The following is a 24100-nucleotide window of genomic DNA, read 5'->3' as shown; positions in this document are numbered from 1 at the left end:
ATGAACCCCACTTTCGAAGAACTGAGCGTTGGCCAGGACATCGGCACCCGCAGCATCGGCGTCACCCGGCAGGACCTGGTCAAGTACGCGGGCGCCTCGGGGGATTTCAATCCCATCCACTGGAACGAGGCCTTCGCCACGGGCGTGGAGCTTCCCGGCGTCATCGCGCACGGCATGTTCACCATGGGCGCTGCGGTGCAGCTGGTGACCGACTGGGCAGGCGACCCGGCCGCCGTCGTCGACTACCAGACCCGCTTTACCAAACCGGTGCTGGTCACCGACACCACCGGAACCGCCGACGCCGGAGCCGTGATCGAGGTCAGCGGAACCGTCGGCTCGCTCGACGCCGAGGCGCGCACCGCACGCGTGGACCTCGCCGTGGTCTTTGACGGGCAGAAAGTCCTCATGAAGGCGCAGGCCCAGGTCAGGGTGTCCTGAAACGTGATGCGTTCTTGAGCTCCACAGCCGTCCAGGCGCCGGAGGTCACCCACTGGCGAAATGCGGTGGTGGTGGCCTACGCCGCCAGCGGCATTGCCTTCGCCTCCTGGGTCTCCCGGCTGCCTGCCATCCGGGACGGCCTGGACCTTACTCCGGGGACCATCGGGCTGCTGCTGCTCTGCATGACGGCGGGCTCCTTTCTGTCGGTGTCCGCCTCGGGACTGATCGTGCTGCGGCTCGGGTCCAAACGGACCATCCGGACCGGCAGCATCATGGTGGGCTGTGGCCTGGCGCTGGCCGGATTCGGAACGTCGGTGCTGGCCAGTCCGCTGGCGGTTGCCGCCGGACTGGCCGTCATCGGGCTGGGCACGGCGAGCTGGAACACGGCCTCCAATGTGGAAGGCGCCGCGGTGGAGCGCGCCGTGGGACGGCACATCATGCCGCGCCTGCACGGCGCATTCAGCCTCGGAACCGTGGCCGGCGCAGGCCTTGGGGCCTGGGCGGCCGGAACCGGCGTGCCGGTGTTCTGGCACCTCGCCGCCGCGGGCCTGGTGGTTGCCGGTTCGGTGACGACGGCGGCCCGCTGGTTCCTCGCGGACGTCACCCCGATTGGACGGGACTCCACGTACCGGCAGGACACCTTCGAAGACCCCATCACGGGCCCGATCCCCGTCATCCGCCAGGGAGCCGAGACAAGCGAGGCCCCGCTGGACAACAAGCGCAAGATCGCCCAGGCCTGGCGCGACAGGCGGACACTGCTGCTGGGTGTCATGGTGCTCGGCCTGGCGTTGGCCGAAGGCGCGGCGGGGGACTGGGTGGCGCTGGCGCTTGCCGACGGCCACCACCAGTCGGACGCTGCCGGTGCGGCGGGCTACGGCATCTTTGTCACGTTCATGACGGTCGGCCGGTTCGCCGGAACCGTGGTGCTGGACCGGTTCGGCCGGGTTCCCGTGATGCGCTGGTGCTCGGCGCTCGCCGTCGCGGGACTGGCACTGTTCGTTTTCGCGCCAGTTCCGTGGCTGGCCTACACCGCCCTGGCCGTGTGGGGACTTGGCGCGTCGCTCGGTTTCCCGGTGGGAATGTCCGCCGCCGCCGACGACCCCGCCAAGGCAGCTGCCCGGGTGTCCGTGGTCTCCACCATCGGCTATGGAGCTTTCCTGTGCGGGCCGCCGCTGCTGGGCCTTCTGGCCGAGCACGTCGGGATCCTGCACTCCCTGCTTGCTGTCATGGCTGTGCTGGTGGTGAGTTTCCTGCTGTCACCGGTGGCGCGGAAGGAGCCTGGCCCAAGCGGGCGCAGGCACAATAACTGGCGGGGCGGCAATCCAAGTTAAGCTGGACGGGTGACTCCCACCATGCTTTCCGATCTGACCACGGCTGCCGTCGGCGGCCCCGCCGGCAACTATATCGAGGCCCGCACGGAAGCGGAGATCATTGACGCGGTGCGGACTGCCGACGCCGCCGGGGAGCCCCTGCTGATCATCGGCGGCGGATCCAACCTGCTGATTTCCGACGACGGGTTCCCCGGAACCGTCGTCAGGATCGCCTCCGAGGGGTTCACCGTCAACGCGGAGGATTCGTGCGGCGGCGTTGCCGTGGTGGTCCAGGCCGGCCACAACTGGGATGCCCTGGTACAGCATGCGGTGCTGCACGCGTGGTCCGGGATTGAGGCGCTCGCCGGCATCCCCGGAGCCACCGGCGCCACCCCGGTGCAGAACGTGGGAGCGTACGGATCCGATGTTTCGCAGACCATCGCCGCCGTCCGCACCTGGGACCGGGAACGCAACGCCGTGCAGACATTCACCAGCTCCGAGCTCAAGTTCGGTTACCGGGACTCCATCCTCAAGCAGACCACTGTTAACGGCTCCCCGCGCTACGTGGTGCTCACGGTCGAGTTCCAGCTGCCGCTGGGCCGGATGAGCGCCCCCGTCCGCTACGCCGAGCTGGCCCGGGTCCTCGGCGTCGAGCAGGGCCAGCGGGCCTACTCCAACGACGTCCGCCGTGAAGTCCTCCGGCTGCGTGCCTCCAAGGGCATGGTCCTCGACCCGGCAGACCGCGACACGTACTCCACCGGCTCCTTCTTCACCAATCCCGTCGTCTCCGCAGAGGTGGCGGCAGGGCTTCCGGAGAATGCGCCGCAGTATCCGGCCGGATCGGACGGTCTGGTGAAACTTTCCGCGGCGTGGCTGATCGACCAGGCCGGGTTCGGCAAGGGCTTCGGGCTGGATGCCGGAAGCGTTTCCGGTGGCAGGGCTTCGCTGTCCACCAAACACACCCTGGCCATCACCAACCGGGGCTCTGCCAGCGCCGCCGACATGGTGGCGATCGCGCGGGAGGTGCGGGCCGGCGTCGTCGGGCGTTTCGGCATTGAACTTCACCCGGAGCCGCTGCTGATTGGCGTGGAGCTCTAAAGCCGTGGTTGCTGCGCTGACCTGACGTGCCGGCCGTCCTAGGATGGGCTCATGGCATCGGTGGCGCGGACACGGGTTACGGCAAAGATTCTCGGCCGGCTGCGGCTGGCCTCGCAAGGGCTGCTGGGGGAGGGGTTCGCCGGCGTTCCGGAGGCTGTCCGCCGGATGACGGCGATGCAGGCCCAGGACCTTCAGGCCGCGCTGTGGGCCGTGGGCCTGCGGGTTCCGGGCGCGGGGCTCGGCGAGGTGCGGGCCGCCCTGGACGCGGGAACCGTTGTGCGGTCGTGGCCCATGCGCGGCACCCTCCACCTGCTGGCACCGGAGGATCTGCGCTGGATCCTCAACATCACCACGGCACGGCTGGTCCAGGGCATGTCGAGCCGGCACCGACAGCTGGAGATCACCGGCAGCGACGTTGACGTCTGCCGGAAGGTCGCACTGGACCTCGTCTCCGGCGGGCGCGGGCTTTCCGGAGGGCGGGACGTTTCTGGAGTGCAAGGCGCCACGCGCGGGGAGCTGTTCGCGGCCTTCGACGCCGCAGGCCAGCCTCCCACTGGGCAGCGTGGCATCCACCTGTTGGGTCTGCTGTGTCAGAGCGCTTCGCTGGTGCCCGGGCCGCTGGACCGGAACCAGCAGAAGTTCGTGGCGTTCGACGACTGGATCACCTCCTCGCGGGACCTCGGCCGCGAAGAGGGCATTGCCGAGCTGCTGCTGAGGTACCTGCGCAGCCACGGGCCTGCGACGGTGAGGGACTTTGCCTGGTGGTCCGGCATTCCCCTGACAGAGGTCCGGGCCGCGCTTCCTGCCGTCAGTGGAGAGCTCGTGGAACTGGAGTTTGGCGGAGTAAGTTACTGGCTCTCACCCGAGACAGCCGCGCTGCTCGGCGACGCCGTGCCCGGCCAGCGCACCGTCCTTGCCCTGCCGGGGTTCGACGAATTTGTCCTCGGGTACACGGACCGGAGCCTGGTGCTGCCGCCGGAGCATGCCCAGAAAATTGTCCCGGGCGGCAACGGAGTGTTCAAGAAGGCGATCGTGGCCGGCGGCGAGGTGGTCGGAACGTGGGCGAGGCACGGAACCGGGCGCAGTGCCTCGTTCGTTCCGGTGCCGTTCGATGACTCCAAGCCCCTGGGCCCGGCGACCTTGGCAGGGTTCACCAGGTCCGCCTCGCGGTACGAGAGGTTTCTCGCGTCCTGATGCCTCGCGGGTGCTGGCGCAGCAGCCGCCCCCGCTCGCTCCTCCCGCACGATCGGCCTCCGCCCGCATGACCGGCGGCCCGGGGCAGCAACGGTTGTGCGCCCCGGCGCGGTAGCGGCCTCCCCCGCTCGCTCCTCCGGCCGCCGATAACGCTGACGCGGGCGCAGCACCCACAAAGGGCAAGGGCCTGCCGCCGGGCTACAGTGAGAGTGCAACGGAGACCACTCACGCCAGGGAGCAGCACCATGAGCCACGACTTCATCCTTACGGACGACGACGCCGCACCCGCTGATGCCACCCACGCCCAGGACATGCTGGAAGTCTCCATGCTGACCACGCCCCGGACGGGTTCTGTCGTGGATATCTCCTGGGAAAAATCCCCGCTGGACCAGTAACCTCCGCAGCGACGACGCTGCACCACAGATTTCCTTTTGCTGAGGGAAAAACTGAGGCCGGCCCCCTGAGGGGCCGGCCTCACCTCTTTAAACACTGACTAAAAGGGCCTCGTTTAAACACTGACTAAAAGGGCCTCGTTTAAACACTGACTAAAAGGGCCTCGTTTAAACACTGACTAAAAGGGCCTCGCTGCGCTCGGGCTGTAGAAGCGTTTTTCTGTTTTTTGCTGCTGTCCTGCGGATCGTACGTGCCCGCGTGAATACTACGACCAAAAGGGAGTTGATGCTGGTGAGGCCAACCCCACCCCGGTCGGGAATCGAGTACTACAGTGGATGCATGGCTGCCAGCCGCAATCCGCTCGACGACCTGCGCGAAACCATCGGCCATCTGACCGATCAGCTCAGGCTGCACGGTTCGGAGCGCGTTGACGACCTGGTCGGCGATCTCATCGGTGCGAGGCCCGGCCCGGCCCGGCCGCTGTCCGAGGTGCAGGCCGAGCTCGACGCGCTGGTCGGACTGGAGACCGTGAAGGAACAGGTGCGGGCGCTCGTCGCACTGCTCCAGGTCCAGGCCCGGCGTAAGGCGCACGGCCTGCCGGAGGTGGCCACATCACAGCATCTGGTGTTCCTCGGAAATCCGGGCACGGGCAAAACCACTGTGGCGCGGCTCCTAGCCGAGATGTACCGCGCGGTCGGTCTGCTGCAGAAAGGCCACCTGGTCGAGGTTGACCGTTCGGGCCTGGTGGGGCAGTATGTCGGCGCGACCGCCATCAAGACGGACCGGGTGATCCGGCGTGCGCTGGACGGCGTCCTGTTCATCGACGAGGCCTACGCGCTGGCCCCGGAGGACGGCCGGATGGACTTCGGTCCCGAGGCGATCGAGGTCCTGCTCAAGCGGATGGAGGACCACCGCCACCGCCTGGTCGTGATCGTGGCCGGGTACCCGCGGCTGATGGAGTCCTTCTTGCTCTCGAACCCCGGACTGCGCTCCCGGTTCGCCCGCGAGATCACGTTCCCCGACTACTCCGTCGACGCACTTCAGACGATCTTCCACCAGATGCTGGCCCAGCACGAGTACACGCTGGAGCCGGGTACGGACCAGATCCTGCGCCGCATCCTCACCGGGCTCCACGCGGGTGAGGACTCCGGCAACGCACGGTTCGCCCGCACGCTGTTCGAGCAGGCGCTCAACCGCCAGGCGCTGCGGCTGTCGCTCGACGAGGAACAAAGTCTCGACGCGCTCGATCGTGAGGCCGTCATGACGCTCACCGCGGACGACATCGTCGAGGCCGCGCTGGCCTTGGGCGAGGAGCCGGAGCCGGAACCGACCCCGGAACCGGAGCAGTCACGCTGGTGGCACTGGCTGGTCTGACCGGATCTGCGGCGGCTGTCAGGCGAAGGCCCGTCCCGCACCCGAGCGGGAAAAGCACAACTATTCCACTGACGTGCAACCCTAGGACAGCTTTCCTACCCACCCCAAGCTGCTCGCTACGGCCCTGGACCCGCAACGGTCGCAAGCAGCGCCACCGCGGCTTCGCGCTGCTCCTCAGACAACGAACTGCCCTTAAACATGAAACTGCTCCCCGTAAGTTAGAACTGAATTTTCAGTTCACTTCAGGGAGCAGTTCACTATGGGGTTGGCCTCACCTCTTTTGAAGACTGCACAAAAGGGCCTCGCTGCGCTCGGGCTGTAGTAGCGCTTTTTCTGTTTCTTGCTGCTGTCCGGCGGATCGTACGTGCCCGCTCCACCGGCTCAACCGTCCTGCGGACGGCTGCACACCGGATGGATTGTGTCGGCGCTGCGCTTATTTCCTCCCACAATCCATCCGCTGCTTGCCCTTCGGGTGCCCGGGCTCCGTCGGGCACAGCTACGCGTTGCTCCGCCAGCAGGCAAAAAAACAAACGGGGGAGGAGGGAAGCTGGCCGGTCAGCCAGGCCGCCGCCGCCCCACCTGGAAGGAACACAACCATGAGCGAAAAGAAGTCTCGCGAGCCCTACTCGGGAACGCCGAGCGAGAGGGGGCCGCCCCTAACCGACCCGCAGGAGTCCGTTGACAACATCATTGAGATTCGTTCGGGATGAGTGGCAGCACCTGGACGCACCCGCCGAGCCGAGGCGTCGGGTGCTCGCCACCCTGGCAAGGGCCGACACACAAAGGCGGCCCCGCACCGCATGAGCGGTCCCTGAGCGGGTCCGTTCGTGCGGGGCAGGGCCGCCTGAGGGGGTGGCTAAAGAGTCCCGGTGGCGATGTTCAGCATGCGCCGCAGGGGCTCAGCCGCACCCCAGAGAAGCTGGTCGCCCACGGTGAAGGCGCTGATGTACTGCGGCCCCATCTCGAGCTTGCGGATGCGACCCACGGGAATGTCCAACGTGCCCGAGGCTGCCACCGGAGTGAGCTCAGCCATCGAGGCTTCCTTGCTGTTGGGCACAACCTTGGCCCACTCGTTGTCCTCGTCAAGCAGCTTCTCGATCTCGGCGACGGACAGGTCTTCGCGCAGCTTGAGCGTGAGCGCCTGTGAGTGGGAGCGCATGGCGCCGATCCGGATGCACAGTCCGTCCATAATGACGTGGTTCTCGTCGGAGGTACCGAGGATCTTGTTGGTCTCCACCCCGGCCTTCCACTCTTCCTTGGACTGGCCGTTGCCCAGGTCCGCGTCAATCCAGGGGATCAGGGACCCAGCCAGCGGCACACCGAACTGTGTGGCGTCGACGCCTGTGCGCTGGTGGGCAAGCACCTTGCGGTCGATGTCCAGAATGGCCGACGCCGGGTCGTTAAGTTCCGTGCTGACCTCGGCATTGAGCGTGCCAAACTGGCTGAGCAGTTCGCGCATGTGGCGGGCGCCGCCGCCGGACGCCGCCTGGTAGGTCATGGACGTGCCCCACTCGACGAGGCCGTTCTTGAACAGTCCGCCAAGGCCCATGAGCATGCAGGACACGGTGCAGTTGCCGCCGATGAAGTCCTTGGTGCCGTTGACGAGGCCCTTGTCGATGACGTCGCGGTTGATGGGGTCCAGCACGATGATCGAGTCGTCGTTCATGCGCAGGGTGGACGCGGCGTCGATCCACAGGCCATCCCAGCCGCGGCTGCGCAGCTCGCCGTGGACCTGCTTGGTGTAGTCCCCGCCCTGGGCGGTGACGATAATCGGCAGCTTGGCCAGCGTCTCGACGTCGAACGCGTCCTCGAGCTTGCCTGCCCCTTCAGCGAAGGAGGGGGCGGCACCTCCCGCGTTCGAGGTGGAAAAAAACACCGGGTTGATGGTGGCGAAGTCGCCCTCATCCTGCATGCGCTGCATCAGGACGGAACCGACCATGCCACGCCAACCGACAAGTCCAACGGACGGAGTAGCTGCTGTAGTCATTCGTTCAGTTTAGACTTCGGAACCGGCACGGCGCAGTCGGTTACGTCACTCCCTGCCCGCGATCGGAATGGCGACGTTACGCAACCGGCCGGGCAAGATTGCGGGCCTTGCGAAGCTTCTCTGCCCGTCGCTCCTTGAAATAGCTGGCCCAAGCGAAAGTGAAGGGAAAGAGGCAGGCGGGAAAGACCCACCATATTTCGCCAAGAATGTGCCACGAACCCTGGATGGCGATCTGGACGACGCCGTAAATGAGGCCTCCCAGGCAGGCAGTGAGGAGGATGGCGAGGAAGAGCAGGCCGCCGGAGCTGTTCACGGGCTTGACCAAGCCGCCGCCGTCGTCTTTGCGAACACCGTATTCGGCTGGCGTGTAGCCCACCATCTCGCCATTCTCCGCCCTGCGGTAGATCAGCTGGCCGTCTGATGGGCTGGACGGCACGTAGCCCGGTTCCTGGGGTACTCCCTCACTTCGCCTAGCCACGGGCATCTTCAATCGCTGCCAGAAGCCCGGCGTCGTCCAGGCCCGGGGATTCGGCGACCTCGTCCTTGTCGAAGTCCGGGATGCCGGTAGTCCAGGTCTCACCTTCACGCCGGATCAGCAGGTGCCGTTCGGCGTCGAGCGTCTTGAAAACGAGGTAGGCGGAACCGCCGTCGTTCTGCTCGACATGCCGGCGGACGACACGAAGCGTCGCCTCTGCGGAAGTAATGGCGGGATCCTGGGCGAAAACGAACCAGGTCCCCAGCAGCCGGGGCTGAAGCATCAGCGCCACCCCGGGTGCCTCCAGCAGCACCACGTTGTCCATGGCATCGCCGGTCAGAAGCGAGATCTCGGTCCACGTGGTCGCCTTGCCGAGGGCGGTAGCCACAGCCGCCGCGACGCCGGTCACTCCCAGGTCACCGTCCTCATCCACCGAGGCCAGATCCCGCGCCATCAGCGAGGAAGCCCCGGCCGTGGACAGCGTCACATCATCCACGACCTCCTCGGCGCGGAAAACGCTGACGGAACGGTCCCTGGCCGGCCCCTCAAACACGTTGAGCAGGTAGGCAAACTCCCCCACGCCGAACCCGATGACGTCGATGCCGAGCCTGGGCTCCTGCTGGGTTTCGTCCTGAACACTCATATTCGTCTCCTAGTCGCCGATTCCGAAGAACTTGCCTACGGACTTGCCCGCGTCCACAACCGAATCCTTCGTGTCGCTGATGAACTTTCCGGGATCCTTCACCGCGTTGACGATCCCCTCGCCAACATTTTTGCCCACGCTGCTGATGGTGTCCCAATTCTCATAGACGGCGATTCCGACGCTGGCGACCTGGCAGACGGTTCCTGCCGGAGGCGGCAAAAAGCAGCCGACGCCGAGGGCAGTCTTTCCGGCCCCCACAAGGCCTCCCTTGATGTCGCCGTCGGAAAAGCTCTTGACGGAGTCGTAGGCACTGAAGCCGACGCCCGCCCAGCCCAGCGTGCGCGCGACGCCGGACTTGCCGAGCCACTCGAGCTTGGTGCCCGCGCCGAGCCAGGGCTTTTCCGCGAACACCCCTTCGAACCTGCCCAGCGGGCCGACGTACTTATTCAGGTTCTTCAGGGAAGCAATGTCGGTGGCCTTATCGATCAGGCCGATGCCGCGGTTGGCAGCCGAAGATCCCTTAAGCAGATCATCCAGGGCTGGATTGCCAAGCAGTCTGTGAGCGGCAAAGCCGGGGCCGCCGATCCGGTGGCTCCCTTGGAGGAAGGACTTGATGAACTCTGCGCGCTGATTCTTCAAAACCCAGCCGTACTGTCCGGCGTGCTTGGCCAGGGTGAGCGGGGCCTTGATGAACTTTTGGATGGTCATGCCCGCCTTCAGCATCCCAAATCCGCCGAGCAGCACACCGCCAACGGAGAACCCGCCCGCGCCGCCGGCCGGGCCACCCAGAGAGCCCGGACCGCCCAAGGTACCGGGGCCGCCGGCGTTGCTGGCCTTCTCCTGCTCGTTGGCGTTTTCGAGCAGTTTCCTGGATTCTTCCTTCAGTGCGCGGGCTGTTCTCTGGATGAGGGCCCGGTGGCTGCCGTTCCAGTCCGAGCGGAACTGCGTCGCGTCGTTGCCCTTCCACGAAGGGTTGTTGTTGATCTGGTTGGTCAGCTGCGAAGACTGCTGCAACAGGTTGTCGGACACCTTTCCGAACTGCTGAGCGAGCGTGCGCAGCTGCGCAACGTCCGAGCCCCACAAGTTGCCTGCCACTGTGGCATCATCCCCCAAAATCTGAACGTTCTGCGTCTGAACGGTTGCTGCCGAGTCCTGCCAACACTGTAATGGCGGTGTGCCGCCGCCGCGATGGGCAGCGCTCCCCATCGCCGGTCGCCGTCGGCGGCCCAGAGCCGACGGCGGTCCCGGAGCTACCGGGGGTCGGTCTCCTCAAGGAGGGCACTCTTGCGGGCGCGCAGGGCAAAGAAGGCGCCGAAGGCAAATACCTGGGTTACGACAACCAGGACGATGATGCCCGCGATCTTGTTGCCGCCAAGGATCATGGTCAGCCCAACGATCGCGGACAGCAGGGCGAGCAGCGGCAGCAGCATGTAGCCCAGCACGAACAGGGTTTCGGGTTTTCTGAGCATCTGCATTCGTCTAACCTTCCGTCCGGTTCCACTGTGTGAACCGGTAGCGGGTGCCGTTGGCCGCGGTCAGCCAGCCTTCGCTGGGTACTGAGTCTTCCGGAACCCACGCCGCGTTGAGTTCGGGGGCGTGCGTGTCGCCATCGGCCTCCATATCAATGGTGGTGACTACGGCAATATTGGCGATCTCCGTGGACTGCTCGAAGATCTCGCCGCCGCCCACAATCCAGACCGCCTCGAAGCCGGGTGCAAACTGCGACTCGAGGAGGGCATCATCAAGGGACTTGACGACGACGGCGCCCTCCGCCTCGGGCGTGCGGGCCCAGTCTTCCTGCCGGGTAATGACGATATTGGTCCGGTTGGGGAGGGGGCGGTACTTCTCCGGGAAGGACAGCCAGGTCTTGCGGCCCATAATGACGGGATGTCCGCTGGTCACCTTGGTGAAGTGCTTCAGGTCTTCGGGCAGGTGCCACGGCATATCGCCGGCGTTGCCGATCACCCCGGCTGTAGTTTGTGCCCAAACCAGCCCGATCCCGGTCATGTTTGCCGCGATGTTCTCGCTGAAGGTCTGGGGATCCATGGTCTCTTCGGCACTCATACTGCGATCGGCGCCTTGATTGTGGGGTGGTGGCGGTATCCCACCACTTCAAAGTCGTCCAGCGTGTAATCGAAGATCGAGGCCGGCTTGCGCGTGATTTTCAGCTGCGGATACTCGTAGGGCTCCCGCTCCAGCTGTTTCAGGACTTGGTCCATGTGGTTTTCGTAGATGTGGACATCGCCGCCGGTCCAGACGAATTCGCCGGGCTCCAGGCCGGTCTGCTGGGCCAGCATGCAGGTCAACAGCGCATAGGAGGCGATGTTGAACGGGACACCCAGGAACATGTCCGCCGACCGCTGGTACAGCTGGCAGGACAGCTTGCCGTCGGCGACGTAGAACTGGAAGAACGCGTGGCAGGGCGGCAGCGCCATGTCCTTCAGCTCGGCCACGTTCCAGGCCGACACGATGTGCCGGCGGGAATCCGGGTTGGCCTTCAGGTTTTCGACGAGCTCCGTGATCTGGTCGATGTGGCCACCGTCGGGAGTGGGCCAGCTGCGCCACTGGACGCCGTAGACCGGGCCGAGTTCGCCGTCGGCGTCAGCCCATTCATTCCAGATGGTCACGCCCTGGTCCTGCATCCACTTCACGTTGGTGTCGCCGCGCAGGAACCACAGCAGCTCAACGGCGACGGACTTGAAGTGCACGCGCTTCGTGGTGATGAGCGGGAAGCCCTCGCCCAGGTCAAAGCGGATTTGGCGTCCGAAGACGCTGCTGGTGCCGGTACCGGTGCGGTCGGATTTATGCGTGCCGTTTGCCATGACATCGCGCAGAAGGTCTTCATAGGGCGTTGGGATGTTCACGCGTCCAGTCTAGTGGGAACAGCTTGGGGGTGCGGGGCCCCCGGGGCGGCGGCCCGGTCAGCAGCTTTCAGTCGTCGAACGGCTTGAACTGCTCCACGGCCACGATCTTGCTCTTGCTGCTGTGCGCCACGTGGCAGATGATCATTTCCCCCGGGGCGAGGTACGGGTCGGCCACCGGAAGCACGCCCTTCAGCCTGGTGTTCATGTAGACGCCCAGCTGGCTCAGGACGGTAGGCAGTGCGGGCCGGTGGGTGCACAGCACTACGGCGCGCTGCTTATCGAACAGGGACTCAATCGTGGCGGCCGTCTTCTTGGGATTGCGTGCGTGCCGGTGCTCTGTCAGCGCATCCACCAGCTTCACTTTTGCGTCCGTGGCCTTGGCGTACGGGGCGATCGTGGCGACGCAGCGCTGCCAGGGGCTGCTGACCACCCGAAGGGGCTTCCAGGCGTGGAGCAGCCTCCGCACGGCCTGGGCCTGGCGCACGCCGGTGGCTGCCAGCGGCCGCTCGCCTTCGGCCTTCGTCCACGACGACCTAGGCTTCGCCTTGGCATGGCGCACGATCACCAGGGGCCAGGTGTGCAGTTCCATCCGGGCATGGGCCGCCGCCAGGTACTCGAGCGGCCCGATGTCGGAGGGGTTGGACAGCAGTGAAGCAGCCTTCTCCGGGGTGCACCACATCACGCTGTCCACCTCCTTGCCGTCAGGCCGCAGCGGAGCGCCGTTCACTTCCACGGCCCAGTAGTGCACAACCTTCAGCCCGCTGGCCACGTGGTAGTGGATGGGCGGCAGCGGAATCCCCAGGGGTGCCTGGAGCCCGATCTCTTCCTCCACCTCGCGGACGGCGCACTCGGGGACCGTTTCGCCGGCGTCGAGTTTGCCTTTCGGCCAGGACCAGTCGTCGTACCGGGGCCGGTGGATCAGCAGGACTTCCAGCTGGTCCTTCCTGATCCGCCACGGCAAGGCGCCAGCCGCCGTGACGGCAACCGGCTCGCCCGGGTGATCGGTCTGGTCGGCTATCGGTGAATCGCTCTTCAAACCCGTTTCCTACCGCCGGGCAGTTGCGCGCTGGCGGGAGCGGGAAGCCAGGAGCCAGGACTGGACGTCGTCAAGTTCCCTGCCGTCCTCGTCGAGGTGATGGCGGTTCCAGATTCCCTGATTGTCGAGGTGCCAGCTTGCTGTTTCGGGATCCATGTACCGGCGGAGCATGTCCAGGACGTACGTGGTGTCCTCGCCTCCCGACAGCTGGACCAGTGCCTCAACCCGGCGGTCCAGGTTGCGGTGCATCATATCGGCCGATCCGATGTACACCACGGGGTCGCCGCCGTTGGCGAAGGCGAACACCCGTGAATGCTCCAGGAAGCGGCCCAGGACGGAACGGACTGTGATGTTCTCGCTGAGGCCCGGAACTCCCGGCCGGAGCGAGCAGATGCCGCGCACGATGACGTCTACCGGAACGCCCGCCTGGGAAGCCCGGTAGAGGGAATCGATGATGGACTCGTCCACGATGGAATTCACCTTGATCTGCACACGCGCCGGAATGCCGGCACGGGCGTTGCGGATCTCGGTCTCGATCCTGTCGATCAGTCCGGAGCGCACCGAGCGCGGTGCGACCAGGAGGCGCTTGAAAGTGGATTTCGGGGCGTAGCCGGAGAGCTGGTTGAAGAGCTTGGAGAGATCCTCGCCCACCTGCTCGTTGGCGGTCAGGAGACCAAGGTCCTCGTAGTAACGGGCTGTGCGGGGGTGGTAGTTGCCTGTTCCGATGTGGCAGTAACGGCGCAGTCCGTCGACTTCCTGGCGCACCACGAGGGACAGCTTGCAGTGCGTCTTTAGCCCGACGATCCCGTACACCACATGGACCCCGGCCTGCTCAAGCTTGCGCGCCCAGGAGATGTTGGCCTGCTCGTCAAAGCGGGCCTTGATTTCCACGAGCGCGAGTACCTGCTTGCCGGCCTCGGCAGCGTCGATGAGCGCGTCAACGATGGGGGAGTCGCCCGATGTGCGGTACAGGGTCTGCTTGATGGCCTGGACCTTCGGATCGGCGGCCGCCTGTTCGAGGAACGCCTGGACGGACGTGGAGAAGGAATCGTAGGGGTGGTGCAGCAGGATGTCCCGGCGGCGCATCGCGGCGAAGACGTTGGCGGCCTTGGACGTTTCGGATTCGTTCAGGTACCGGGACGTGTGGGGCACGTGCTTGGGATAGTGCAGGTCGGCGCGGTCAATGCCGGCAATGACGGAGAGCCCGCGGAGGTCCAGCGGTGCAGGAACCGAGTAGACCTCGGATTCCTCCACGCCCAGCTCCCGGATCAGGAGTGCGCGGATGTTGGGGTTGATGTCGTTGGTGACCTCGAGGCGGACAGGAGGGCCGAACCGGCGGCGCAGGAGTTCCTTCTCGAGCGCCTGCAGGAGGTTCTCGGCGTCGTCTTCCTCCACCTCCACGTCTTCGTTGCGTGTCACGCGGAAGGTGTGGTGTTCCAGGACTTCCATGCCGGCGAAGAGCCGGTCCAGGTGGACCGCAATGACTTCTTCGAGGGCGATGAACCGGGCAACCCGTCCCGGCACGGATCCTGCGCGCGGACCGTCGATGGAAATCAGGCGCGGCAGCTGGTCCGGAACCTTGACACGCGCAAAGAGCTCCTTGTCGCTGACGGGGTTCCGGACCACCACGGCCAGGTTCAGCGAGAGCCCGGAAATATAGGGGAAGGGGTGGGCCGGGTCCACAGCAAGCGGGGTGAGGATGGGGAAGACCTTTTCCGCGAACATGACGCTGAGGCGGTTCTTGGCCTCGTCGTCGAGTTCTTCCCAGTGCATGAGGTGGATTTGTTCATATGCCAGTGCGGGGCGGATCTGTTCGGCGTAGACCTGCGCGTGCCGCTGCTGGAGAGTGTGGGCGGCCTCGCCGATCTGCTCAAGGACCTGGACCGGGCTCAGCCCCGCGGGGGAGGGGACCGCCAGGCCGGTGGCGATCCGGCGCTTCAGGCCGGCCACGCGGACCATGAAGAACTCATCGAGGTTGGAAGCGAAGATCGACAGGAAGCTGACGCGCTCAAGGAGGTGGAGGTTGGAGTCTTCGGCGAGCTCGAGGACCCGGGCGTTGAAGGCGAGCCAGCTCAGCTCACGGTCCAGGAACCGGTCCGGGCTGATTTCGCCCTCGGGCTCCAGGATGGCGGCAAACTCCGGAATGTCGATCCGGTCCTGGGTGGCGCGGGACGCAGGCACCTCGGAGGAGCCGAAACGGGCGCGCACCGGGGCCGCCTTGATTTCGGTCGTCGCTGATCCGGCGGATTCCGGTTGCATGCTCTCTCCTTGATGCTGGCGGGATTTAGCTTCAACCTTACAAGCATTCGCCCGTGCGGGACCCGCAGATTTCAGCGGGACCGGACAGTGCGTCGAATGACTGGACTAACGTCCGTCCAGCGGCCCGTACATCACGTCGACGTCCCACCGGGTGAAGCCCAGCCCGCGGTACAGCGAGACTGCCGGGGAGTTGTCCGCATCCGTGTACAACATGACCGCGTGCAGTCCCTGCTGCTGGAGGTGCCTGATGCCGGCGACTGTCAGGGCCTTGCCCAGGCCCATGCCCTGGGCGGCCGGCGTCACGCCCACGACGTACACTTCGCCGATGGCCGGATGGTCGCCATGCCGCGGATGGACCTTGGTCCAGTGGAAGCCAAGCAGCTGCCCGTCCCCGTCTTCGGCCAGCAGGAAGCCGGCGGGGTCGAACCACGGCTCCGCCATCCGGGCCTCAAGGTCCGCCCGTGTCATGGAGCCCTGTTCCGGGTGGTGCGCGAAGGCCTCGCGGTTGGCCGCCAGCCAGGCGTCCTCATCCCTGCCCGGCACAAAGGCGCGGAGCACCACGCCGTCCGGAAGACCGACGTCGGGCAGTTCAGCCGCGGCGGTCATGAGCCGCATCTTCCACAGTTCCCGGACGGGGCCGTAGCCGTAGCGGGCCGCCAGGTCCGCGGCAGCCTCGTGGTTGCCGTGGGACCAGGCCTTCAGCCCGCCGAATCCGCGTTCAGACTTCAGCGTGCCAACCAGCCGGTCAGCCACGCCCTGGTTCCGGTAGCTGGGGTGGACGGCGATCTCCAGGACTCCCGTGCCGTCCGCTTCTTCGACCACCACAGCGAAACCCGCCAGGTCCTGGGCGGTGGCAGGATCGGAGTCCTCGTCCGGGGAGTACAGCGCCAGCGTCAGCAGCGAGTGGGGCCCGGTGTCCGCGGCGCGCAGCGTCACCAGGGTCTGTTCCGAAATGGAGGGGTTGCCGTCCGATTCCTCGGCGGCTGACAGCAGGGGCTTGATGTCCCGCAGCAGCTGTGCGTCCACGCCGCCTCTGATGACGGTGACAGGCCAGATCTCCGGATGCGCAGGACTCATGCTGTAAGGCTATACGCAGCGGCCGCCGGGCTGCCCGATTTGTGGCCGGCCGGGGTGGCCCCGTATAGTCGTTATCTCATTCAGCTTCCTGAAGCAGAATGTGAGGGGGATCCACCACTGGGGTGGCCTCGATACGTTCGACCCGTATGTCCTCCACTAAAGCAAATAAGCAACGCAAACGGCCCGGACTCGAAAGAGTCCGGGCCGTTTGCGTTGCTTGGCTTCTTGACGCCGGAGCCCGTCAGGCCTCGGTGAGCTCGTCCTCTTGCTGGCGCACCAGGGTGAGCCGGTACCCCACGTTGCGGACGGTGCTGATCAGGTTTTCGTGGTCCGCGCCCAGTTTGGCCCGCAGGCGCCTGACGTGCACGTCCACGGTCCGGGTGCCGCCGTAGTAGTCGTAGCCCCAGACCTCGGTGAGCAGCTGCTGGCGGGTGAACACCCGGCCGGGGTGCTGCGCCAGGTACTTCAGGAGCTCGAATTCCTTGAAGGTCAGGTTTAGTGCCGCGCCGTTGACCCGCGCGGTATAGCTGGCTTCATCGATCACGACGCCGGCGGCCCGGATTTCGGAGGGCAGGTCTTCCTTCTCCGGGACGGCCCGCGCCACGGAGAGCCGGATCCTGGCTTCCACCTCGGCAGGGCCAGCGGAGTCCAGAACGATGTCATCGACTGCCCATGCCGAGGATACGGCGGCCATGCCGCCTTCTGTCAGGATCAGCACCAGCGGTGCGCTGAGGCCTGTTGCCTTCAGGAGTTGGGTCAGCGACCGGGCCCCCACTAGGTCCTTGCGCGCATCCAGCAGCACAATGTCGCAGGGATCCGTTTCGAGCAGGGCAGTGGGCTCCGCGGGCAGGATGTGCACCCGGTGGTTCAACAGCTCCAAGGCAGGCAGAATGTCCACCGATGATCCGGTGCTGTTGGTCAGTAACAGGATGTGCGACATTGTTCCTCCAAGGGGCCGTCCGCGCATCATTGGGCGACTGAACCGGGCTTTCACCGGCCGGTACTGTGCTGGCTGCAACGGGCGGAGCCTCCGGCGAGCCGGCGTCTCCGGTTCCCGCAGCGGGAAGCGTAGCTGAGCTTTGAGTATACCTAACGGCCCCCAGACAGGCACTGATCCTGGCCTGCAGCGTGCCTCATTTGCGACATATGGCAGTCACATAGGGCAGGATTGAAACCGTCAGGGCGTCAGCCCTGCCCTTCAACGGCACAGCCAGGATGAGGACGCAGCGAAGTTGAGTTCAGAGTCAGAGATGAGTACGCCATGGCCACGCCGGAAGTGAGCGCTGCGGCGCACACCGGGTCCGCCGTGAAGTCGTGGAGCATCGGAGTCATTGGCCTGGCCGGCCTGGCCACCATCATCGCCAGCGTCTACCGGACACCGGATGTCCTCCTCGCCGTCGGCGTCGTCGTTGCGCTGGCCGTGGGCGTCGGCTGGCCGCACTACCTGGGGATACCGGCCAAAAAGACCCTCGCGGCGGTGATCGGCCTGCCAGGTGCCGGCTCCGCGGTGGCGGCGGCCACCGTTTCCGCCCCGGGCTACCTCAATTGGACGCCGGGTTTCATCGCCTTGGGGGTCACCTCCGTGTTCGTGGTCCAGCTGATCCGCGGAACGGGGCAGGCTCAGCGGCTCGAATCGATCCTGGGCTGTTGCGTGGGCGTCATACTGTCCTGCATGGGCGCAGGCTGGATCGCCGGAGCGCGGTTTAACGGGGTCAGGGAAATGCTGCTCGTCGCCGGCGTCAGCGCCGCCGTCGCGCTGCTGGCAGGCCTCCTCCGCTGGCCGGACAGGATCGTCGCGCCGCTGGGAATCGTTCTGGCCGGTCTCGCGGGCCCGCTGGCCGGACTGGTGTTCTCCGACATCGCTGTCCTGCCCGCCGCGGTGTTCGGGGTTGTGGTCGGGGCGGTGCTCGTCAGCTTCCGGCGACTCGTGACACTGCGGGGGACGCCGCTGAACTTCCCGGCGGCCCTGGGCATGGGCCTGGCGCCCGTCGCGGCGGTCGGATCCCTTGCCTACTTCATAGACAAACTACTCATCTTCTAACGCGTTAGGATGGCACCATGTCCGTACTTGCATATGAAATTTTCTTCCTTGTCCTGCTCGGCGTAGCGAGCCTGTCCATGGCCTGGTTTGCCGGTTTCGTGGTCTACCGCCTGTTCAAGGGCCAGAAGTAGAACCGCTTCCCCTGTTAGCAGCTTCCAGAGGTAACAACCGTGCCTATTGAGATTCCAACAGACCTGACACCCGAACTGGTTCCGCTGTCCTGGCTCATTGGTGAGTGGGAGGGCCATGGACGGCTTGGTTCCGGCGACGAAGGCTCTGAGCACTTTGTGCAACGCGTTTCGTTCACCCACAACGGCCTGCCGTACCTGCAGTACCGTGCGGAGAGCTGGCTGACCGATGAGGACGGAACCAAGCTCCGGCCCCTCACGGTCGAGACCGGATTTTGGGCCCTTGAGCGCAAACAACTGGACGCCGACGGCGGTCCCGGCCTTGTCCCCGCGGACATCGTGCCGGCGCTTAAGAGTGCCGACGAGGTGGAGGCACTGCGGAACAAGGACGGCGGATTCGACATTTCCGTCTCCATCGCCCATCCGGGCGGGATTTCCGAGCTGTACTACGGGCAGATCAAGGGCCCGCAGATCCAGTTGAGCACCGACATGGTGATGCGGGGCAGCCACTCCAAGGACTACAGCGCGGCCACGCGGATCTTCGGTCTCGTTGACGGGAACCTCCTGTGGCGCTGGGATGTCGCCACCGGCGGCGCTTCCCCGGCAGCCGGCACTTCGGAGCCGGGCAACGGACTGGAAGCCCACGCCTCGGCGTTCCTGAAAAAGGTTTCCTGACGGCTCCCCGGCCGGGCGCCTGACAGCCCGGCGATCCGCTCTGTTCCGCCGCCCGCTCCCGTGGGCTACGTTGGTCTGAGGTCCCGAGTTCCTCTGCCCGACGCAACCAAGGGAGCACCACATGGCTGAAGCTGAAGTCCCGACGATCTACAGCGACCTCAAGGCGGTTTTCTTCAACGGCACCCTCAAACGCTCGCCCCAAACGAGCAACACGGAGGGCCTGATCCGGATCAGCCGGCTGATCATGGAAAAGCAGGGGGTGTCGACGCGGCTCATCCGTACCGTGGACCACGACATTGCGAGCGGTGTGTACCCGGATATGCGCGAGTATGGCTGGGAGACCGATGAATGGCCGGAGCTGTATCCCGCTGTCCAGGAGGCCGACATCGTGGTAGTTGCCGGGCCCATCTGGCTGGGGGACAACTCCTCCCAGACCAAGAAACTCATCGAGCGGCTCTATGCGCATTCGGGGCAGCTCAATGAAAAGGGCCAGTGGGCCTTCTACCCCAAGGTGGGCGGGTGCCTGATCACGGGCAACGAAGACGGCATCAAACACTGCTCCATGAACGTCCTCTACAGCCTCCAGCACATCGGGTTCACCATTCCTCCGCAGGCCGACGCCGGCTGGATCGGCCCCGTGGGCCCCGGGCCCAGCTACCTCGATGAAGGGTCCGGGGGTCCGGAGAGTGATTTTACTAACAGAAACACCACCTTCATGACGTGGAATCTCCTTCATCTGGCCCGGCTGCTCAAGGATTCCGGCGGAATTCCCGCCTACGGCAACCTTCCGGAAGAATGGAAGGCCGGATCGAAGTACGGTTTCGAAAATCCGGAGTACCGCTGACGGCGGGTGCCGGACCCGCAGCCCGGTCCTGCAAGACCGGAATACCCGCCGAGCCAAGGACGTTCCCTTTCATATGACTATCAAGAGCCCTCTGTTGTCGCGCCCTGGAGCCGTCGAAGCGGGCGGTGCCGATTCCGGCGTCGCGTCCCACTACGGTGAGCCGCTGCGTGAGCAGCGCGCCCTCGCAACCGGCACCGCCGTCGTCGATCTTTCCCACCGCGGCGTGGTGACCGTTACCGGCCCCGACCGCCTGAGCTGGCTCAACACGCTTTCCTCCCAGCAGGTCACCAATCTCCAGCCCGGTGAATCCAGCGAGCTGCTGCTCCTGAGCGTCCAGGGGCGCATCGAATTCGACGCCCGGGTGGTGGACGACGGCGGCAGCACCTGGCTGATCGTCGAGGCAGCCGAAGCCATGCCGCTGGCGGAGTGGCTGAACAAGATGAAGTTCATGCTGCGGGTCGAAATTGCGGACGTCTCGGACGACTGGGCGGTGCTGGGATCCACCCGGGCCGTGCCGGAGTGGTCTGCCCTGACGGTATGGCAGGACCCGTGGCCGCACGTCAGTGCCGGCGGATACGCCTATTCCGTGGTGGGCGAGGACGCCCATCCCGGCGCCGAGCGCCCGTGGTTCGAATACCTGGTTCCGGCGGCGGAGCTCGAGGCAACGCTGGGGGACCGGCCCCTGGCAGGGGTGTCGGCGGCCGAGGCCCTGCGCATCGCGGCCTGGCGCCCCCGGCTGGGCGCCGAAACCGACGACAAGACGATTCCGCACGAGCTTGATCTGCTCCGGACCGCCGTCCATCTGGCCAAGGGCTGCTACAAGGGCCAGGAGACCATTGCCCGCGTGCACAACCTGGGCCACCCGCCGCGCCGGCTCGTGTTCCTCCAGCTCGACGGCTCCCAGCACACCATGCCGGTGGCCGGAAGTCCCGTGCTGCTGGGGGAGCGCAAGGTGGGAACCGCCACGTCCGTGGCTCAGCACTACGAGATGGGCCCCATTGCGCTGGCGGTCATCAAGCGTTCGGTCGCTCCGGATGAAATACTGACTGTCATGGACGGTGAAGAGCCGTACACAGCCGCGCAGGAAGTGATCGTGGCTCCCGACGCCGGGCAGGTCATTGGCCGGCAGACCGGATTCCTGAGGGGGACCCACAAATGACAGACCCGACCGCCCCGGGGGCACCGGGGACCGCGCCGTCGCCGGAGCCGGATGAGGAGACGCTCGCGTTGGCGCACTCGCTCTTCGACGCCGCACGCAACGGGGAGACCGACACGCTCAGGTGCTACCTCAACGCCGGCGCTCCGGCCACCCTGACCAACGCCGCAGGGGATTCGCTGCTGATGCTCGCGGCCTACCACGGCCACGCCGAGACAGTTCAGCTGATCCTCTACCATGGCGGAGATGCCAACGGCGCCAACGACCGCGGGCAGACCCCGCTCGCCGGCGCCGTCTTCAAGGGCTACACCGATGTGGCCAGGGTCCTGCTTGACGCGGGAGCCGACCCCGATGCCGGAACCCCCTCGGCCCGCGCGGCCGCCGAGATGTTCGCCCGCAAAGACATCCAGGCGCTGCTGGCATAGGGCCGGCACCGACTGAAATACACCGCCGGCACCCACCAGCCGTCTGCAACTGAAGGAATCTTTCTTGGAAAACGTAAGCAGGCCGTGGCCGGCCCTCTGGTCGCTCGTCATCGGGTTCTTCATGATCCTGATCGACACCACGATCGTCTCCGTGGCCAACCCGAGCATCATGGCCGGGCTGGACACGGACATCAATGCCGTCATCTGGGTCACGAGCGCCTACCTCTTGGCGTATGCGGTCCCGCTCCTGATCACCGGGAGACTCGGTGACAGGTTCGGCCCCAAGCGGCTCTACCTGTCAGGCCTGGTCGTCTTCACCCTGGCCTCGCTCTGGTGCGGGCTGTCCGGCAACGTCCAGATGCTGATCGCGGCGCGCGTTCTCCAGGGCCTGGGCGCAGCGCTGATGACGCCGCAGACCATGGCCGTGATCACGCGCATTTTCCCGCCGGACCGGCGCGGCGCCGCCATGGGGCTGTGGGGCGCCACTGCCGGCGTGGCCACGCTGGTGGGCCCGATCCTCGGCGGCGTGCTGGTGGACTGGCTTGGCTGGGAGTGGATCTTCTTCATCAACGTCCCCATCGGGATCGTTGGCTTCATCCTCGCCTGGCGCCTGGTGCCGTCGCTCACCACCCACCCGCACAAGTTCGACATCCCCGGCGTGGTGCTGAGCGCCGTCGGGCTTTTCCTCCTCGTCTTCGGTCTTCAGGAAGGCGAGACCTACGACTGGGGCGCCATCACCGGTCCCGTAACGGTGTGGGGCCTGATCATCAGCGGCATCGTGGTGCTGGTGCTGTTCGTCGTCTGGCAGGCCGTTAATAAGGGCGAGCCGCTGCTGCCGCTTGGTCTCTTCAAGGACCGCAATTTCTCGCTCGCCAACATCGGGATCACCACAGTGGGCTTCACCGTCACGGCCTTCGGCCTGCCGCTGATCTTCTACTACCAGATGGTGCGCGGCATGACGCCGACGCAGTCCGCCCTCATGATGGTTCCGATGGCGCTGATTTCGGGTGGCCTCGCCCCCGTGGTGGGCAGGATCATCGACCGCGTAAACCCGAAATACATCACCTCCGCGGGGCTGGTGCTCATGGCCGTGGCCCTGTTCTGGAACTCGGCGCTGATGCATCCCGACACCCCGGTGTGGCTGTTCCTGCTGCCGAGCGCCGTGCTCGGCTTCGCGAACGCCGGTATCTGGGCTCCGCTGAGTTCAACGGCCACCCGCAACCTGCCGCCGCGGCAGGCGGGCGCCGGCGCCGGCGTGTACAACACCACGCGGCAGATCGGCGCCGTCCTCGGCAGCGCCGCCATTGCGGTGCTGATGCAGGCCAGGCTCGCGGCGGAACTTCCTGCCGCCGGGGCGCCCGGCGGGTCGGGCGGCGAGTCGGCGAGCTTCGGCGGCAAGTTGCCGGAAGCCCTCCACGAGGGATTTTCGACGGCGATGGGCCAGTCCATCATGCTGCCCGCGGCCGTGATCGTGCTCGGCGCAGCGGTGGCTCTCTTCTTCGCCCGGCCGAAGCCGGTGCAGGGCTGGGCGGGTCAGCAGGCCGCGACGCCTGAGAGCGCGGACGCGAAGACGCTGTAAGCCTGCCGTGCCGCCGGGACCTTTGTGCCCGGCGGGACCTTTTGGTCCGGCGGTGCCGTTGTGCCCGGTGGCGCGGCTTGTGCCGGCTTGTGTTGTGCGGGCGTGCTCAGCCCAGCAGCACGCTGGTCTGGATGCCGCCGGTGGAGAAGCCCAGGCTGCGTGCTGTGGCCAGGGAGCCCTTATTGCTGACGTCCGAGCGCCACTGCAGCGTCAGCCCGGAGGCGAGGGCCTCGTGCGCGGCGATCGAAGCCGCCAGCGACCCCAGGCCTCGGCGCCGCCATTCGGGAGCCACGAGAACGCCCATGTGGGCCAGGATTCCTTCCCATTCCGAGTACGCACCGCAGGCCACAGGCACCTTGCGGCCGTCCTCGTCGTGGATGATGGTGTAGCGGTTTTCCAGGTCCGAGAGCCCTACCTCGTTGACGTCGTCCGGGGGGCAAAGGCCCTCCAGCTCGATCGCCTCCGGGTTGCCGTGTGAGACGGTCAGTTCCTCGGAGGGCTGCAGCAGCGGCAGATCATCGGCGAAGAACAGCGCTGCGGAGCCCTGTCCGTGCCCGCCGTGGTGGCGCGTGATGGTCAGCAGGGTGACGTGCTGTGCCATTTCCTCATCGGAGATTCCGACGGCGGCATCCAGCGCCCACTGCGGCCCCACCAGCACGGAGCTGCCGAAGAGTCGGACGAACTCCACCGACCGGGCAGAGTCCTCAACCCTGGTGATGCGTTCGCCGGTTTCCAGGGCCGTGGCGAAAGCGCCGTCGTCGAGCCCCAAACGGCGCGCCCAGGCTAGCTGGATGATGGCGGCGGAGTGGGGCTCAAGACTCATGCCTCCAGCCTACCGACCCCGGCCCGCCCCCAAGCCCGGCGGGAACGGACAGTTAAGCCCCCGCCGAAAAGCGCGGACGGACACTTACGCCCCGAAAATCGCGAACGGACAGATGAGGCCCTGAATCGCCCACTTGGGTTCTAGCGGTCGTTGCAACACCCCGACTTTTGGGAGTTGCAACGACCGTGGTTCGTTTAAGCGGTGATTCATCAGGATCCGGGTGGTACTCGCAGGATCAGAAGGATGCATTTTTCGCGGTGTTTGACCGCTTGGGGAGTACG

At 66.0% G+C, this 24100-nt stretch carries 24 protein-coding genes; 12 read left to right on the top strand and 12 right to left on the bottom strand.

Annotated elements, in window-relative coordinates:
- The 6 genes from AC1DD3_RS16835 (at nt 1) to AC1DD3_RS16810 (ending at nt 5807) form a co-directional block, all read left to right on the top strand.
- On the top strand, nt 1-438 hold the full coding sequence (locus AC1DD3_RS16835) for a MaoC family dehydratase (protein ID WP_476882131.1): 438 nt from the start codon (nt 1-3) through the stop codon (nt 436-438).
- Nucleotides 439-452: 14 nt separating this feature from the next.
- The gene (locus AC1DD3_RS16830; RefSeq protein WP_476882130.1) at nt 453-1769 is read left to right on the top strand and encodes an MFS transporter; all 1317 of its coding nucleotides are present in this window, start codon (nt 453-455) and stop codon (nt 1767-1769) included.
- A gap of 9 nt (nt 1770-1778) precedes the next feature.
- On the top strand, nt 1779-2846 hold the full coding sequence (locus AC1DD3_RS16825) for a UDP-N-acetylmuramate dehydrogenase (RefSeq protein ID WP_476882129.1): 1068 nt from the start codon (nt 1779-1781) through the stop codon (nt 2844-2846).
- A gap of 51 nt (nt 2847-2897) precedes the next feature.
- Nucleotides 2898-4040 (top strand): winged helix DNA-binding domain-containing protein, encoded by a 1143-nt coding sequence (locus AC1DD3_RS16820; RefSeq protein ID WP_476882128.1) that lies wholly within the window; start codon nt 2898-2900, stop codon nt 4038-4040.
- Nucleotides 4041-4285: 245 nt separating this feature from the next.
- The gene (locus tag AC1DD3_RS16815; protein ID WP_476882127.1) at nt 4286-4435 is read left to right on the top strand and encodes a hypothetical protein; all 150 of its coding nucleotides are present in this window, start codon (nt 4286-4288) and stop codon (nt 4433-4435) included.
- Between the two features lie 337 nt (nt 4436-4772).
- Nucleotides 4773-5807 carry an AAA family ATPase gene (locus AC1DD3_RS16810; protein ID WP_230117521.1) on the top strand — a complete coding sequence of 345 codons (1035 nt, stop codon included), beginning with the start codon at nt 4773-4775 and terminating at the stop codon, nt 5805-5807.
- An 856-nt stretch (nt 5808-6663) separates the two neighbouring features.
- Here the strand turns inward: AC1DD3_RS16810 and asd are convergent.
- From asd to AC1DD3_RS16755, 11 genes are all read right to left on the bottom strand, one after another.
- On the bottom strand, nt 6664-7794 hold the full coding sequence (asd, locus tag AC1DD3_RS16805) for an aspartate-semialdehyde dehydrogenase (protein WP_230117527.1): 1131 nt from the start codon (nt 7792-7794) through the stop codon (nt 6664-6666).
- 76 nt (nt 7795-7870) lie between these two features.
- Nucleotides 7871-8230, bottom strand: a complete 360-nt coding sequence (locus AC1DD3_RS16800) for a hypothetical protein (RefSeq protein ID WP_476876097.1) — start codon at nt 8228-8230, stop codon at nt 7871-7873.
- Nucleotides 8231-8264: 34 nt separating this feature from the next.
- Entirely contained in the window at nt 8265-8912 is a 648-nt protein-coding gene (locus tag AC1DD3_RS16795) for a hypothetical protein (protein ID WP_476882126.1), read from the bottom strand.
- Nucleotides 8913-8921: 9 nt separating this feature from the next.
- Nucleotides 8922-10007, bottom strand: a complete 1086-nt coding sequence (locus tag AC1DD3_RS16790) for a WXG100 family type VII secretion target (RefSeq protein ID WP_476882125.1) — start codon at nt 10005-10007, stop codon at nt 8922-8924.
- Nucleotides 10008-10162: 155 nt separating this feature from the next.
- On the bottom strand, nt 10163-10381 hold the full coding sequence (locus AC1DD3_RS16785) for an NF038396 family protein (RefSeq protein WP_230117546.1): 219 nt from the start codon (nt 10379-10381) through the stop codon (nt 10163-10165).
- Between the two features lie 10 nt (nt 10382-10391).
- Nucleotides 10392-10976, bottom strand: a complete 585-nt coding sequence (locus AC1DD3_RS16780) for a dihydrofolate reductase (protein ID WP_476882124.1) — start codon at nt 10974-10976, stop codon at nt 10392-10394.
- Nucleotides 10973-11776 carry a thymidylate synthase gene (locus tag AC1DD3_RS16775; RefSeq protein ID WP_290369718.1) on the bottom strand — a complete coding sequence of 268 codons (804 nt, stop codon included), beginning with the start codon at nt 11774-11776 and terminating at the stop codon, nt 10973-10975. The genes AC1DD3_RS16780 and AC1DD3_RS16775 overlap by 4 nt, the downstream gene beginning before the upstream one ends.
- Before the next feature lie 67 nt (nt 11777-11843).
- Nucleotides 11844-12812 carry an NUDIX hydrolase gene (locus tag AC1DD3_RS16770; protein ID WP_230117532.1) on the bottom strand — a complete coding sequence of 323 codons (969 nt, stop codon included), beginning with the start codon at nt 12810-12812 and terminating at the stop codon, nt 11844-11846.
- Between the two features lie 9 nt (nt 12813-12821).
- Nucleotides 12822-15071, bottom strand: coding sequence for an RNA degradosome polyphosphate kinase (locus AC1DD3_RS16765; RefSeq protein ID WP_476882123.1), 2250 nt, complete (start codon nt 15069-15071; stop codon nt 12822-12824).
- A 105-nt stretch (nt 15072-15176) separates the two neighbouring features.
- Nucleotides 15177-16148 (bottom strand): mycothiol synthase, encoded by a 972-nt coding sequence (mshD, locus tag AC1DD3_RS16760; RefSeq protein ID WP_230117534.1) that lies wholly within the window; start codon nt 16146-16148, stop codon nt 15177-15179.
- A 241-nt stretch (nt 16149-16389) separates the two neighbouring features.
- Complete coding sequence (locus AC1DD3_RS16755) at nt 16390-17088, bottom strand: winged helix-turn-helix transcriptional regulator (RefSeq protein ID WP_230117535.1); 699 nt, start codon at nt 17086-17088, stop codon at nt 16390-16392.
- A 321-nt stretch (nt 17089-17409) separates the two neighbouring features.
- Here AC1DD3_RS16755 and AC1DD3_RS16750 point away from each other — a divergent pair, with 321 nt between their 5' ends.
- From AC1DD3_RS16750 to AC1DD3_RS16725, 6 genes are all read left to right on the top strand, one after another.
- Nucleotides 17410-18189 carry a permease gene (locus tag AC1DD3_RS16750; RefSeq protein ID WP_476882122.1) on the top strand — a complete coding sequence of 260 codons (780 nt, stop codon included), beginning with the start codon at nt 17410-17412 and terminating at the stop codon, nt 18187-18189.
- Nucleotides 18190-18359: 170 nt separating this feature from the next.
- Complete coding sequence (locus tag AC1DD3_RS16745; RefSeq protein WP_230117536.1) at nt 18360-18992, top strand: nitrobindin family protein; 633 nt, start codon at nt 18360-18362, stop codon at nt 18990-18992.
- Nucleotides 18993-19113: 121 nt separating this feature from the next.
- Nucleotides 19114-19836, top strand: coding sequence for a flavodoxin family protein (locus tag AC1DD3_RS16740; protein WP_476882121.1), 723 nt, complete (start codon nt 19114-19116; stop codon nt 19834-19836).
- A gap of 73 nt (nt 19837-19909) precedes the next feature.
- A complete protein-coding gene (gene ygfZ, locus AC1DD3_RS16735) occupies nt 19910-20995 on the top strand; it encodes a CAF17-like 4Fe-4S cluster assembly/insertion protein YgfZ (protein ID WP_230117538.1) in 1086 nt (361 codons plus the stop codon).
- Nucleotides 20992-21417: an ankyrin repeat domain-containing protein gene (locus AC1DD3_RS16730; RefSeq protein WP_476876086.1), complete on the top strand. Its 426-nt coding sequence runs from the start codon at nt 20992-20994 to the stop codon at nt 21415-21417. Before ygfZ ends, AC1DD3_RS16730 begins: the two co-directional genes overlap by 4 nt.
- A gap of 64 nt (nt 21418-21481) precedes the next feature.
- The gene (locus AC1DD3_RS16725; protein ID WP_476882120.1) at nt 21482-22996 is read left to right on the top strand and encodes a DHA2 family efflux MFS transporter permease subunit; all 1515 of its coding nucleotides are present in this window, start codon (nt 21482-21484) and stop codon (nt 22994-22996) included.
- Nucleotides 22997-23102: 106 nt separating this feature from the next.
- Here the strand turns inward: AC1DD3_RS16725 and AC1DD3_RS16720 are convergent, their stop codons facing one another.
- Nucleotides 23103-23819, bottom strand: a complete 717-nt coding sequence (locus tag AC1DD3_RS16720) for a GNAT family N-acetyltransferase (RefSeq protein WP_230117541.1) — start codon at nt 23817-23819, stop codon at nt 23103-23105.
- Nucleotides 23820-24100: the final 281 nt, after the last annotated feature.

Source organism: Arthrobacter sp. 05T444 (genome assembly GCF_056395905.1).
The sequence above is the reverse complement of the archived record's forward strand: the minus strand, read 5'-3'. Positions and strand labels throughout refer to the sequence as shown.

Bases quoted from the DNA above. Each gene is read 5' to 3' on its own strand.
- AC1DD3_RS16835 (WP_476882131.1), top strand. From the start codon at position 1: ATGAACCCCACTTTCGAAGAACTGAGCGTTGGCCAGGACATCGGCACC.
- AC1DD3_RS16820 (WP_476882128.1), top strand. From the start codon at position 2,898: ATGGCATCGGTGGCGCGGACACGGGTTACGGCAAAGATTCTCGGCCGG.
- AC1DD3_RS16815 (WP_476882127.1), top strand. From the start codon at position 4,286: ATGAGCCACGACTTCATCCTTACGGACGACGACGCCGCACCCGCTGAT.
- AC1DD3_RS16810 (WP_230117521.1), top strand. From the start codon at position 4,773: ATGGCTGCCAGCCGCAATCCGCTCGACGACCTGCGCGAAACCATCGGC.
- asd (WP_230117527.1), bottom strand. From the start codon at position 7,794: ATGACTACAGCAGCTACTCCGTCCGTTGGACTTGTCGGTTGGCGTGGC.
- AC1DD3_RS16795 (WP_476882126.1), bottom strand. From the start codon at position 8,912: ATGAGTGTTCAGGACGAAACCCAGCAGGAGCCCAGGCTCGGCATCGAC.
- AC1DD3_RS16785 (WP_230117546.1), bottom strand. From the start codon at position 10,381: ATGCTCAGAAAACCCGAAACCCTGTTCGTGCTGGGCTACATGCTGCTG.
- AC1DD3_RS16780 (WP_476882124.1), bottom strand. From the start codon at position 10,976: ATGAGTGCCGAAGAGACCATGGATCCCCAGACCTTCAGCGAGAACATC.
- AC1DD3_RS16765 (WP_476882123.1), bottom strand. From the start codon at position 15,071: ATGCAACCGGAATCCGCCGGATCAGCGACGACCGAAATCAAGGCGGCC.
- mshD (WP_230117534.1), bottom strand. From the start codon at position 16,148: ATGAGTCCTGCGCATCCGGAGATCTGGCCTGTCACCGTCATCAGAGGC.
- AC1DD3_RS16755 (WP_230117535.1), bottom strand. From the start codon at position 17,088: ATGTCGCACATCCTGTTACTGACCAACAGCACCGGATCATCGGTGGAC.
- AC1DD3_RS16750 (WP_476882122.1), top strand. From the start codon at position 17,410: ATGGCCACGCCGGAAGTGAGCGCTGCGGCGCACACCGGGTCCGCCGTG.
- AC1DD3_RS16740 (WP_476882121.1), top strand. From the start codon at position 19,114: ATGGCTGAAGCTGAAGTCCCGACGATCTACAGCGACCTCAAGGCGGTT.
- ygfZ (WP_230117538.1), top strand. From the start codon at position 19,910: ATGACTATCAAGAGCCCTCTGTTGTCGCGCCCTGGAGCCGTCGAAGCG.
- AC1DD3_RS16730 (WP_476876086.1), top strand. From the start codon at position 20,992: ATGACAGACCCGACCGCCCCGGGGGCACCGGGGACCGCGCCGTCGCCG.
- AC1DD3_RS16720 (WP_230117541.1), bottom strand. From the start codon at position 23,819: ATGAGTCTTGAGCCCCACTCCGCCGCCATCATCCAGCTAGCCTGGGCG.